At 71.7% G+C, this 11,905-nt stretch carries 15 protein-coding genes; 9 read left to right on the forward strand and 6 right to left on the reverse strand.

Annotation, left to right across the window (positions count from 1 at the left end; all coding sequences use genetic code 11):
* Nucleotides 1-96: 96 nt before the first annotated feature.
* The 3 genes from ABT232_RS30500 to ABT232_RS30510 form a co-directional block, all read right to left on the reverse strand.
* Complete coding sequence (locus ABT232_RS30500) at nt 97-696, reverse strand: hypothetical protein (RefSeq protein WP_351845753.1); 600 nt, start codon at nt 694-696, stop codon at nt 97-99.
* A 98-nt stretch (nt 697-794) separates the two neighbouring features.
* Nucleotides 795-1,298, reverse strand: coding sequence for a hypothetical protein (locus ABT232_RS30505; RefSeq protein ID WP_351845755.1), 504 nt, complete (start codon nt 1,296-1,298; stop codon nt 795-797).
* Nucleotides 1,299-1,377: 79 nt separating this feature from the next.
* A complete protein-coding gene (locus ABT232_RS30510; RefSeq protein WP_450872041.1) occupies nt 1,378-3,042 on the reverse strand; it encodes a beta-N-acetylhexosaminidase in 1,665 nt (554 codons plus the stop codon).
* A 228-nt stretch (nt 3,043-3,270) separates the two neighbouring features.
* Between ABT232_RS30510 and ABT232_RS30515 the strand changes: the two genes are divergently transcribed.
* From ABT232_RS30515 to ABT232_RS30555, 9 genes are all read left to right on the forward strand, one after another.
* On the forward strand, nt 3,271-3,765 hold the full coding sequence (locus ABT232_RS30515; protein ID WP_450872047.1) for a 2-oxo-4-hydroxy-4-carboxy-5-ureidoimidazoline decarboxylase: 495 nt from the start codon (nt 3,271-3,273) through the stop codon (nt 3,763-3,765).
* Nucleotides 3,766-3,954: 189 nt separating this feature from the next.
* Nucleotides 3,955-4,335: a succinate dehydrogenase, cytochrome b556 subunit gene (sdhC, locus tag ABT232_RS30520; protein WP_351845757.1), complete on the forward strand. Its 381-nt coding sequence runs from the start codon at nt 3,955-3,957 to the stop codon at nt 4,333-4,335.
* A gap of 5 nt (nt 4,336-4,340) precedes the next feature.
* Nucleotides 4,341-4,817 (forward strand): succinate dehydrogenase hydrophobic membrane anchor subunit, encoded by a 477-nt coding sequence (locus tag ABT232_RS30525; RefSeq protein ID WP_351845759.1) that lies wholly within the window; start codon nt 4,341-4,343, stop codon nt 4,815-4,817.
* 19 nt (nt 4,818-4,836) lie between these two features.
* Nucleotides 4,837-6,591, forward strand: coding sequence for a succinate dehydrogenase flavoprotein subunit (gene sdhA / locus ABT232_RS30530; RefSeq protein ID WP_351845761.1), 1,755 nt, complete (start codon nt 4,837-4,839; stop codon nt 6,589-6,591).
* Nucleotides 6,591-7,352, forward strand: coding sequence for a succinate dehydrogenase iron-sulfur subunit (locus ABT232_RS30535; RefSeq protein WP_351845762.1), 762 nt, complete (start codon nt 6,591-6,593; stop codon nt 7,350-7,352). Before sdhA ends, ABT232_RS30535 begins: the two co-directional genes overlap by 1 nt.
* A gap of 136 nt (nt 7,353-7,488) precedes the next feature.
* Nucleotides 7,489-7,899 (forward strand): VOC family protein, encoded by a 411-nt coding sequence (locus ABT232_RS30540; RefSeq protein ID WP_351845764.1) that lies wholly within the window; start codon nt 7,489-7,491, stop codon nt 7,897-7,899.
* Between the two features lie 108 nt (nt 7,900-8,007).
* Nucleotides 8,008-8,424 carry a hypothetical protein gene (locus tag ABT232_RS30545; protein WP_351845766.1) on the forward strand — a complete coding sequence of 139 codons (417 nt, stop codon included), beginning with the start codon at nt 8,008-8,010 and terminating at the stop codon, nt 8,422-8,424.
* Nucleotides 8,421-8,933: a thiol-disulfide oxidoreductase DCC family protein gene (locus ABT232_RS30550; protein WP_450871946.1), complete on the forward strand. Its 513-nt coding sequence runs from the start codon at nt 8,421-8,423 to the stop codon at nt 8,931-8,933. The genes ABT232_RS30545 and ABT232_RS30550 overlap by 4 nt, the downstream gene beginning before the upstream one ends.
* 31 nt (nt 8,934-8,964) lie before the next feature.
* A complete protein-coding gene (locus ABT232_RS30555; RefSeq protein WP_351845768.1) occupies nt 8,965-9,708 on the forward strand; it encodes a TetR family transcriptional regulator in 744 nt (247 codons plus the stop codon).
* A gap of 30 nt (nt 9,709-9,738) precedes the next feature.
* Here ABT232_RS30555 and ABT232_RS30560 read toward each other — a convergent pair whose 3' ends face one another.
* The 3 genes from ABT232_RS30560 to ABT232_RS30570 all read right to left on the reverse strand — a co-directional run bounded on the left by ABT232_RS30560 (nt 9,739) and on the right by ABT232_RS30570 (nt 11,903).
* A complete protein-coding gene (locus tag ABT232_RS30560; protein WP_351845770.1) occupies nt 9,739-10,140 on the reverse strand; it encodes an ATP-binding protein in 402 nt (133 codons plus the stop codon).
* A 131-nt stretch (nt 10,141-10,271) separates the two neighbouring features.
* On the reverse strand, nt 10,272-11,615 hold the full coding sequence (locus ABT232_RS30565; protein WP_351845773.1) for a metallophosphoesterase: 1,344 nt from the start codon (nt 11,613-11,615) through the stop codon (nt 10,272-10,274).
* Between the two features lie 48 nt (nt 11,616-11,663).
* Nucleotides 11,664-11,903 carry an SCO4848 family membrane protein gene (locus tag ABT232_RS30570; protein WP_351845776.1) on the reverse strand — a complete coding sequence of 80 codons (240 nt, stop codon included), beginning with the start codon at nt 11,901-11,903 and terminating at the stop codon, nt 11,664-11,666.
* Between the last annotated feature and the right edge of the window lie 2 nt (nt 11,904-11,905).

Here is an 11,905-nt window from a genome sequence, read left to right on the forward strand (position 1 = left end):
GGAGGGCGGCACGGCGGAGCCATGGCAACCGACGACAACGCGGCGAGGCGCGGTGCCAGGCGCCGGGAGCCCGGCATGATCGACGAGACGCCCCCGCTAAGCGTTGCGCGCTCTGCGGGACACCACCGCGCGCAGCACCCGCCGGCCCTCGGTGGACACGTCCAGGGCCCGGCGCAGTCCGCCGGTGCCGTGTTCGGCGAGGAGTTCCAGGACGGTGACCTGGCGGCGCAGTTCGGCGGCGACCAGCGGGGACATGCCGTCGGCGCGGCCGGTCGCGGGCGCCCGGCCCGCCCGTACGGAGTCGAGCCCGTCGGGCGAGGCGTCGGCCTGGCCGGTGTCCCCGGCGGGGTCGAGCAGCCGGTGGATCCGCAGGGCGGCGACCGAGCAGGCGTCCGCCCACACCCGGATCCCGGCGGCGTCGCGGTCGGCGGGGGCGGCGGCGAGCATCCGGCGGGCCAGCAGCACGGCCTGGTCGGCGTCCGCGCCGGGCCCGGCGGCCTCGGGCAGCCTGCCGCGGACCTGTGCCAGCAGTTCGCCCCAGTCGCCGCCGCCCGGTTCCTGGGTGAGGTGGCCCCACAGCGGGCGCAGCACCTCGTCGTCACCGCCCAGCAGGGGCACGCACCGATCCAAACAAGCCAATCCGCTCGCGGCCAGGCCGCGTTCGTCGGCCTGCGCGATCAGTTCCACCAGGCTCATCCACGCCTCCCTGTTCGGGCCAGTTCAGGGGCCTTTCATGGGCGCCGACCTTCACGGAGCCCGCACTTCCCCTTACTGCGTGCGACCGCCCGGTTCTGTCACAGGGGCACCACACCGAGCCGGTCGAGCAGGCGGAAGAAGAGGTTTTCGGCCATCGGGTCGGGCTCGGCGGTCAGCACCTCGTACAGCGGCTCGGCGGGGACGGTGCGGCCTGCCTCGGCGGCCCAGGCGACGGCGCGTTCGGCGGCGTCACGGGGCGGCAGGAAGTAGTCCTCCAGGGTCAGGCCCTCGCTGTCGGCGCCGAGGTGGCGGGCGGTCGCGGCCCGCGCGAGGCAGGTCGTCCACACCCCGCTCTCCTCGCCCGCCGCCTCCACGACCACACAGGCGCTGTCCATGACGTAGCCGAAGAGCGCGGGCGCCCCGGTCTCGCGGGCGAGCGCGCTCATCCCGGCGATCTCACCGTCCGCGCTCGGCCACTCCCACACCTGCCAGCCGCCCGGCGCCGTGCGGTGCGGCCGCGCGCCCGCCATGCCCGCCAGCGCCGCCAGCCCGTCCAGCGGCCGCTCCGCGCGGCCCACGACGAAATACCCCCAGTACCCCATGTCCAGCCCCCGTACGTTCGCTTGCGGCTCGGCCCGAATACACCACAGCCCCGCGGGAGCCCGCAGCCGTACCGCGGAATCAGCCGAGCCTGTCCGCCAGTGTCCTGAACTCCGCCCAGGAAAGCGAGGGTTCGCCCGGGTTCCAGAGCTTCTGCACCGTGGCCCGCAGCGGCATCCGGATGCCCGCCGCGACCTGCTGCTGCGTCTGGGAGCCGGCGAGGTCGCACCACACGGCGAACGACCCGCCGAGGATCTGCCCGTCGTACCGCTCGGGCACGGCCTCGGTGCCGCGCAGCACCCGCGGTGTCCACTGCTCGTAGATCCGCTGTCCGGTCGGGTAGACGAAGGTCTGCGGCTCGCCGAGCACGTAGTAGAGGAACTCGTCGTTGTAGTTGATCACCTCGCGGCCGGCGCTCAGATACTCCACCGGCTGCCGGGCCCCGATCTCCTTGCCCGTCCAGTAGGCGACCTGGATCCGCTCGTCGGCCGGCACGGAGGTGCCCTCGTAGAAGCCGTCGTTCCAGGCGCGCGGGGTCTTGCGGTGGGCGCGGACGGTCTCCGCGCGGTCGTTGAGCCAGCCGGTGGCGAGGTCGGCGACGGTGCCGCCCGCGCCGTACGCCTCCCGGGCGGCGGCGGCGAGCTGCGGATAGGACGCCTCGGGGTCGGACACGGTGAGCGCCCGGTACTCGTCGCCGCCGAGGTGCCAGGGGGTGCCGGGGAACAGCTCGGCGTACTCGTCCAGCAGGTCGTCGACGATCTCCGCGGCCTGCGGGTCGGAGATGTCGACCGCGCCGCTCGCCGCGACGCCCTGCGCGTTGCGCAGCTGGAGCCCGGGGTGGGCGGCGATGACGGCGCCGAGGTGCCCGGGCGAGTCGATCTCCGGCACCACGGTGATGTGCCGGCTCTCGGCCAGCTCGACGATCCGCCGCACCTGCTCCTTGGTCAGGTGGTCCTCGCTGACGATCTCGGGATGCGAGTCGGAGGCGATCCGGAACCCCTGGTCGTCGGAGAAGTGCAGGCCCAGCTGGTTGTACTTGAGGTCCCCGAGCTCCCGCACCCGGTCCTCGATCCAGCCCGCGTCGAAGTGCTTGCGCGCGATGTCCAGCATCAGCCCGCGCTGCGGCTTCGCCGGCTCGTCGCGGACCACGCCCTCCGGCGCGGTGCCGCCGCCGTGCACGGACTGCTTGAGCGTGCGGGTGCCGTAGAAGACGCCCGCGTCGTCGGGCGCGCTGATGGTGACCCGGCCGCCGCGCACGGTCATGGTGTACGACTCCGGGTCCGCCCCTTCGTCGTCGTTCAGCGCCAGCCGTACGTCACCGGCGCGCACGTCGCCCTTCTCGCCGCCGTACGCCAGCCCCAGCTCCCCGGCGAGCAGCCGCCCCTCGTCGGCGAGGTCCGCGTCGCTCACCACCACCCGGTGGCTGTCGTCGGGCCGCCAGCCGGGTCCGCGCGCCGGTGTGTGCGCCCGTACGGCGGGGATGGTGCGGGGCGCGGAGGAGAGGGGATAGCTGCGGCTGGGGCTCGGGGTGGGGCTCGGCTGCGCCGCCGGCTCCCGCCCCGATTCCGCGGCCGGGGTCCGCCGGGCCGAACCCACCGGCGCGCCGCCGCCCTCGTCGTCCCCGCCGGCCCACAGCCCGAGGCCCACGCCGGCCGCGACGACCACGGCGGCGGCCCCGGCGGCCGTCGCGGCCGCCCGCCTCCGCCTCGCCCTCGTCGCCGGAACCCGGCGCCTGTGCTGGCTCACGCCGCAAACGTACGCCCGAAGCGGACGGCATACGTCCACCAGAGGTCCCTAAACTCTCCCGTGCGGGTGAAATTCGGGCATCCGTCGGACACAGCATGACCATGCTCGATAACGTGACGGCACATCTTTCACACCTTCTTTCGAGGACCCACGCTGCCCGCGCACCGACTCCCCGACCTCCCGAGCCGGCTCGCCCCACCGGAGCAGTCCCGCGGCACCTGTGCCCAGCTGGACGCCTTCAACACCGCCCCCGCCGAATCGGCCCGGCAGATCCTTCTGGGCTGCCTGCGCAGCCCGCGCTGGGCCGACCGCGTCGCCGCCCACCGCCCGTACCCGGACCTGGCCTCGCTGCTGGCCGCGGCGGACGAGGCGGCGTACGACCTGACGGCCCCGGACGTGACGGAGGCGCTGGCGGGCGAGTCGCTGCCGGAGCTTCCGGACGGGACGTACGAGATCGCCCATACCGCACTGGGCGCGGCATACGCGGCATACGAGGCCAGATTCGGTCATGTGTTCGTCATCTGTGTGGACGACGCCACACCGGACGAGGTCCTCGACCGGATTCTCGGGGCCATCCGGTCACGATTGGCGAACGATCCGGAGGAGGAGCGGCTCCTCGTCGGGGAGGAACTGCGGCACCTGGCGAAAGGTCGGCTGGTCAGGCGTCTCGGGGGCGCGGAGAACCGCGCGACCAGCCACAACGCCTCCGCACCCGGTGGATAACGGGACACACCTCCGCAGACGCCACAACCCCTCACCCATCCGCGTGCCAGTTTGATCACACCGGTCGGCCCGGCGTAAGCGCCGCAGGCAACCGTCGCTACGATGCTGGGGGCCGGTGGACCGTACCCGGCCGGGCCCGTCCGACACCGAAGCCGGCAGGCCCCAATCCCGCTCCCGGAGGGTTCTTCCGTGCCGGCTGGAACGCTGTACCGCGGACGGGAAGGAATGTGGTCCTGGGTGGCTCACCGAGTCACCGGCGTCCTCATCTTCTTCTTCCTGTTCGTCCACGTGCTGGACACCGCACTCGTCCGTGTCTCCCCCGAGGACTACGACAAGGTCGTAGCCACGTACAAGACGCCGATCGTCGCCGTGCTGGAGTACGGCCTCGTCGCCGCCATCCTCTTCCACGCGCTCAACGGCCTTCGCGTCATCGCCGTCGACTTCTGGTCGAAGGGCCCGCGCTACCAGAAGCAGATGCTCTGGACCGTCGTAGGCATCTGGGTCGTGCTGATGGTCGGGGCGATCTACCCCGTCCTCGGCCACGCCGCTCGTGAACTGTTCGGGAGCTGACGCCCATGTCCACCACTGAGACCACCGCGTCCGGCGTCGGCCCCGTCGAGGGCGGTTACAGCGCCGACAACCCCGCTCCCTACATCGAGGCCCCGCGCAAGCGCACCAAGAAGACCCCGAAGTCGACCCGGGGCAACTTCGAGATGGCCGCCTGGCTGTTCATGCGTCTGTCCGGCGTGGTGCTGGTCGTCCTGGTCATCGGCCACCTGCTGATCCAGCTCGTGCTGGACGGCGGTGTCTCCAAGATCGGCTTCGCCTTCGTGGCCGGCCGCTGGGCCTCCCCGTTCTGGCAGGTCTGGGACCTGCTGATGCTGTGGCTGGCGATGCTGCACGGCGCGAACGGGCTGCGCACGGTCATCAACGACTACGCGGAACGCGCGAACACCCGGCTGTGGCTCAAGGGCCTGCTCTACACCGCCACGGTGTTCACCATCCTGCTGGGCACGCTGGTGATCTTCACCTTCGACCCGAACATCCGCTAGGCACGGGGCTGCGAGAATCATGAAGATCCACAAGTACGACACCGTCATCGTCGGCGCCGGTGGCGCCGGTATGCGCGCGGCCATCGAGTCGACGAAGCGCAGCCGCACCGCGGTCCTGACCAAGCTCTACCCCACCCGCTCCCACACGGGCGCCGCGCAGGGCGGCATGGCCGCCGCGCTGGCCAACGTGGAGGAGGACAACTGGGAGTGGCACACCTTCGACACGGTCAAGGGCGGTGACTACCTGGTCGACCAGGACGCCGCCGAGATCCTGGCGAAGGAGGCCATCGACTCGGTCCTCGACCTGGAGAAGATGGGCCTGCCGTTCAACCGGACGCCCAACGGGACGATCGACCAGCGCCGCTTCGGCGGTCACTCCCGCAACCACGGCGAGGCGCCGGTCCGCCGGTCCTGCTACGCGGCGGACCGCACCGGCCACATGATCCTCCAGACGCTGTACCAGAACTGCGTCAAGGAGGGCGTGGAGTTCTTCAACGAGTTCTACGTCCTGGACCAGCTGATCACCGAGGTCGACGGCGTCAAGCGGTCCGCCGGTGTCGTCGCCTACGAGCTGGCGACCGGTGAGATCCACATCTTCCAGGCGAAGGCCGTGATCTACGCCTCCGGTGGCTGCGGCAAGTTCTTCAAGGTGACCTCCAACGCGCACACCCTGACCGGTGACGGCCAGGCCGCCGTGTACCGCCGGGGCATCCCGCTGGAGGACATGGAGTTCTTCCAGTTCCACCCGACCGGCATCTGGCGCATGGGCATCCTGCTGACGGAGGGCGCCCGCGGTGAGGGCGGCATCCTCCGCAACAAGGACGGCGAGCGCTTCATGGAGAAGTACGCGCCGGTCATGAAGGACCTCGCGTCCCGTGACGTCGTCTCCCGCTCCATCTACACCGAGATCCGTGAGGGCCGCGGCTGCGGTCCCGAGGGCGACCACGTCTACCTCGACCTCACGCACCTCCCGCCGGAGCAGCTGGACGCCAAGCTCCCGGACATCACCGAGTTCGCGCGCACCTACCTCGGCATCGAGCCCTACACGGACCCGATCCCGATCCAGCCGACCGCGCACTACGCCATGGGCGGCATCCCGACCAACGTCGAGGGTGAGGTCCTGGCCGACAACACCACCGTCGTGCCGGGTCTCTACGCCGCCGGCGAGGTCGCCTGTGTCTCCGTGCACGGCGCCAACCGCCTGGGCACCAACTCGCTGCTGGACATCAACGTGTTCGGCAAGCGCGCGGGCATCGCCGCCGCCGAGTACTCCCAGAAGGCCGACTTCGTCGAGCTGCCGGAGAACCCGGAGTCCCTGGTCGTCGCGCAGATCGAGCGGCTGCGCAACTCCACCGGCAACGAGCGGGTCGCCACGCTCCGCAAGGAGCTGCAGGAGACCATGGACGCCAACGTCATGGTGTTCCGCACCGAGCAGACGATCAAGACGGCGGTCGAGAAGATCGCCGAGCTGCGCGAGCGCTACAAGAACGTGGCGATCCAGGACAAGGGCAAGCGGTTCAACACGGACCTGCTGGAGGCGATCGAGCTGGGCAACCTGCTCGACCTGGCCGAGGTCATGGCGGTCTCCGCCCTCGCCCGCAAGGAGTCCCGCGGCGGTCACTACCGCGAGGACTACCCCAACCGCGACGACGTCAACTTCATGCGCCACACCATGGCGTACCGCGAGGTCGGCGCCGACGGGTCCGAAACCGTCCGTCTCGACTACAAGCCGGTCGTCCAGACCCGCTACCAGCCGATGGAGCGTAAGTACTGATGGCTACCCCTGTTCTGGACAAGGTCGAGGCGGACTCCGCCGCCTCCCCGTACATCACCGTCACGTTCCGGATCCGCCGCTTCAACCCGGAGGTCTCGGCGGAGGCGACCTGGGAAGACTTCCAGCTGGAGATCGACCCCAAGGAGCGCGTCCTCGACGGTCTGCACAAGATCAAGTGGGACCTGGACGGCACGCTGACCTTCCGCCGCTCCTGCGCCCACGGCATCTGCGGCTCGGACGCCATGCGGATCAACGGCAAGAACCGTCTGGCCTGCAAGACGCTGATCAAGGACATCAACCCCGAGAAGCCGATCACGGTCGAGCCCATCAAGGGCCTGACGGTCCTGAAGGACCTGGTCGTCGACATGGAGCCGTTCTTCCAGGCGTACCGGGACGTGATGCCCTTCCTGATCACGAAGGACACCAACGAGCCGACCCGTGAGCGGCTGCAGACGGCCGAGGACCGCGAGCGGTTCGACGACACCACGAAGTGCATCCTGTGCGCGGCCTGCACCTCGTCCTGCCCGGTGTTCTGGAACGACGGCCAGTACTTCGGCCCGGCGGCCATCGTCAACGCCCACCGCTTCATCTTCGACTCGCGTGACGAGGCCGGCGAGCAGCGGCTGGAGATCCTGAACGACAAGGACGGCGTCTGGCGCTGCCGCACCACCTTCAACTGCACGGACGCCTGCCCGCGCGGTATCGAGGTGACCAAGGCGATCGCCGAGGTGAAGAAGGCGCTCATCACGCGTCGCTTCTGAGTCTTCTCGTCGGACAGGGCCCCGCTTCCCGGTGCAGCGCACCGGGAAGCGGGGCCCTGTCGTGTTCCGGGGAGGGTGGCGGCTCAGCAGCGCCAAAATGCCGAGTTTCAGACGGTTTGCGACCTATTCTGACCGTATGTCAGATGACCAGTCGTACGAGCTGCTCGGCTTCGACAACGTACTGCTGCCCGTCGGCGACCTGGCCGAGGCGGTGGCGTTCTACGAGCGCGCCGGGTTCACGACCGCCTTCCGGCTCGACGAGGCCGGGATCGCCCTGCTGAAGGTCGGGGGCGAGACGCCCGGCATCCTGCTGCGCCACGAGGAGATGTTCGGGCACCGGCCGCCGCCGTGGCCCTCGGCGCGGGTGTGGCTGGAGGTGCCGGACGCCCGGGTGGCGGCGCGGGCGCTGGCCGGCGCGGGCGTCACCCTGCTCGACGACCCCACCGCCGTGGCCACCGGCTGGGCCGTCGAGATCGCCGACCCGTGGGGCAACGTCCTGGGGTTCACGGATTACACCAAGCGCCCGGAGCTGGGGCGCAGGCCCTGAGGCGGGCGTCACACCGGCGGTCTCCACAGCTTGGTTGAACACGTTCAAAAACAGGTCTAGAGTCAGCCCTGTCAGCGTTTTGAACGCGTTCAAGAAAGGGTGGGGGACATGGACCGTACGGTCGTCGCCTACGTCATCTACCTGCTGGTGAGCGTCGCCCTGACCATCTGGGTGGCCCGCACGCTGAGCCGCAACGGGCGGATCTTCCTCGCCGATGTGCTGCACGGCGACGACAAGCTCGCCGACGCCGTCAACCACCTGCTCGTGGTCGGCTTCTACCTGGTCAACCTCGGCTTCGTGGCGCTGTACCTGAACGGCGACGAGACCATCACCGACACCCGCGGCGTCTTCGAGGCGCTGTCGACGAAGCTGGGCGTGGTGCTGCTGGTGCTGGGCGTGATGCACCTGGGCAACGTGTACGTCCTCAACCGCATCCGGCGGCGCGGGGTGATGGAGCGCGAGCAGCTGCCGCCGGTCCCGCCGCAGGGCCGGACCGCTCCGGCGGCGGGCGCGGGATCGTGGTGACCGGGACCGCCCGCGACGCGGTGGCCACCACCGCGCGGGACCGGGGCGCCCAGGGCGCCCCGGTCCGCCGGCTCACCGTCCTGTACGACGCCGAGTGCGGCCTGTGCGGCTTCCTGCGCGACTGGCTGGTCCGCCAGCGGCAGCTGGTGCCGCTGGACCTGGTGGCGGCGGGCTCCGCCGAGGCCCGGCGCCGCTTCCCCGGCCTCGACCACGGCACCACCTTCGACGAGATCACCGTCGTCGGGGACGCCGGGCAGGTGTATCAGGGAGCGGCCGCGTGGATCGTGACGCTGTGGGCGCTGCGCGAGCACAGGGGACTCGCGCATCGCCTCAGCACCCCGTCGGGCGCGCTGCTGGCCCGGGGCGCGGTGCTGGCCGCCGCGAAATGGCGGGGCGCGCACTGGGGCGGGCGGGCCTACCGCCGCGCGGACGGCTGGCGGTACGACCCCGGCTTCGGCTGGACGTACCACCCGCCCGGCTGTGCCGGCGAGGCCTGTCCCGCTCCGTAGGCCGCGCGCCGACCGCTTAGGCTCTTCTTCCGTGCCTGCCAAGAACGACAGCCCCGGTCCGGGCGACGCGCCCAGCAAGTCCGAGCAGACCCGCGCGCTGATCCTGGAGACGGCCATGCGGCTGTTCCAGGAGCGCGGCTACGACAAGACGACCATGCGGGCCATCGCCCAGGAGGCCGGGGTCTCCGTCGGCAACGCCTACTACTACTTCGCCGGCAAGGAGCACCTGATCCAGGGCTTCTACGACCGGATCGCCGCCGAGCACCAGGCGGCGGCCCGCGCGGTCCTGGACCGGGAGACCGGCCTGGAGGCGCGGCTGGCGGGCGTGCTGAAGGCCTGGCTGGACGTGGCCACGCCGTACCACGAGTTCGCGGTGCAGTTCTTCAAGAACGCCGCCGACCCGGACAGTCCGCTCAGCCCCTTCTCCCCGGAGTCGGAGCACGCGCGCCGGGAGGCGATCAGCGTCCACCGGGAGGTGCTGGCCGGGGCGACGAAGACCAAGGTGCCCGAGGAACTGCGGGACGTACTGCCCGAGTTGATGTGGCTGTCCCAGATGGGGCTCGTCCTGTACTGGATCTTCGACCGGACCGAGGGCAGGGAGCGCAGCTACCGGCTCGCCGAGCGCGGCGCCCGGCTCACCTCGCGCGGTGTGGCGCTGGCCCGGTTCCGGGTGCTGCGGCCGCTGGTGCGGGAGGTGCACGAGCTGTTCACGGACTTCCTGCCGGGCATGACGCGGGTGCTGCCCGCCCCGGGCGGGAAGTCCGCGGGTTCCTGACCCGCCGCCCGCGCCCGGCCCGCGCGGCCCTCAGGAGCGGGCCCGCACGAGCGCCCAGACCGTCTTGCCGTCGCGCCCCCGGCTCCACACACCCCACGCGGCGGCGATGTGCTCCACCAGGTGCAGACCGCGCCCGGCCTCGTCGTCGGGCCCCGGGCTCCGCGGCCGGGGAGCGGCCCGGCCCTCGTCGGAGACCTCGACCAGGCAGGCCCCGTCGGCCAGCGCGGTGACGACGACCTCGAACTCGCCCTCGGCACGGGGTCCGTGGCGGACGGCGTTGGTGGCCAGTTCGGACACCAGCAGCACGGCGTCCGTGAGCGCCGGGTCGTCCGGTCCGTGCCCCCAGGCGGCCAGATGGTCCCGCACCCGGCGCCGGGCGAGACCGACGGACGCCGGGTGCCGGGGCAGCCGGACCGAGTAGCGCCTCACCACGTCTGCTCCTCACCCCCGCACACACCTCTGACCCATGGTGCGGTGCGGAGCGGCCGACCGGTGCGGATCGGGCGGACGCGGCGGAATCCCGGCGGTGCGGCACCGCGGGATCGGGCCATGGCCCGCGCCGTTCACGCCTGGCGCGACGCCAGCTCCACCACGGTGATGTCGGACGGCGCGCCCACCCGGGTCGGCGGCCCCCACGCGCCCGCGCCCCGGCTGACGTACAGCTGGGTGTCGCCGTACCGCTCCAGGCCCGCGACCGTGGGGTTGGCGGCGGCCGCGAGGAGGTTGCCGGGCCAGAGCTGGCCGCCGTGGGTGTGGCCGGAGAGCTGGAGGTCGACGCCGTGCTCGACGGCGTCGTGGATCTGCACCGGCTGGTGGGCGAGCAGGACGCAGGCCCGCGCGGTGTCCCGGTCGCCGAGCGCCTTGCCGAAGTCGGGGCCCTGGCCCTCGTCCTCGCCGGCCACGTCGTTGACGCCCGCGAGGTCGAAGAAGGGCAGTTCCGTACGGTCGTTCTCCAGCGGGCGCAGGCCCAGCCGCCGTACCTCCTCGACCCACTGCTCGGCGCCGGAGAAGTACTCGTGGTTGCCGGTGACGAAGTACGCGCCGTGCCGGGCCTTCAGCCGGGCGAGCGGTGCCGCGGCCGGGCCGAGGTCCTTCACGCTGCCGTCGACGAGGTCGCCGACGACGGCGATGAGGTCGGGCTGGGTGCCGTTGATCGTGTCGACGACCTTCTGCGCGAAGCCCCGGCCGAGCACCGGCCCCAGGTGGATGTCGCTGACCACCGCGATACGGAAACCGTGGGCCGCGCGCGGCAGCTTGGCCAGCGGCACGGTGACCCGCTTCACCGTCGGGCCGCGCAGCACGCCGTACGAGCCGTAGCCGACCGTGCCGACGGCCGCCGCGGCGGCGGTGCCCGCGACCACGCGGGAGACGAACAGCCGCCGGGACGGGCCCGTGGGAGCGGACGGGCGCGGAGTGCCGGGGCCGGCCGTGGCGGTCCCGGTGGAGCGGGCCTCGGCCGGTTCGTCCTCCTGCGACGCCGCGGCGGTCCCGGTGGAGCGGGCCTCGGCCGGTTCGTCCTCCTGCGAGGCCGCGGCGCCCGCCGGTATCGGCTCCGGCTGCCGCACCTCCGGCTCGACGGCCGCCCGCGCACGGTCCCGGCGCTCCAGGTACCGGCGCAGCAGCGGCCGTACGGCCTCGCCCAGCAGCAGGGCGAGCAGCAGGTACATCGAGAGCGCCAGCCAGAGGAAGCCGGGCCAGGCCAGGGTGCGCTGGAGCCAGAACGGCGCGCCGGCGCGTTCGGCGATCAGCGCACCAATCGCGATCACCCAGCCGCCCGCGACGAGCACCGCGCCCGCGCGGCGGACGGCACCCGGCGCCCGCGTGGTGTCGCGGAACAGGCGGCGCCACAGGTACCAGTTGCCGGCCACGAGGACGCTCATCGTGACGAGCAGGAAGACGATCACCATGCCGTTGCTCTCTTCTGGAAGCCGGGGGGCGGGGCCGGGAGGCGGACGTTATGACGTTCGGCGCAGTGCGCGCAGTCCGCGCAACCCGATGGCCCCGACGACCGTCCCCAATACGAAGGAGACGACGGCGAGCAGCAGGTGCACCCAGAAGTACGCCGTCGGCTGACCGTCCTCGAACGCGAGCCCGCTGCCGTCCTTGATCAGGTTTTTGACGAAAGTGACCCAGATGACCCAGCTCCACACCCCGAAGGCGAGCAGGAACCAGGAGATGGGGCGGCTGAGTTTCATGC

Origin of the sequence: Streptomyces sp. NPDC001532 (genome assembly GCF_040298625.1) — a bacterium.
GTDB lineage: Bacteria > Actinomycetota > Actinomycetes > Streptomycetales > Streptomycetaceae > Streptomyces.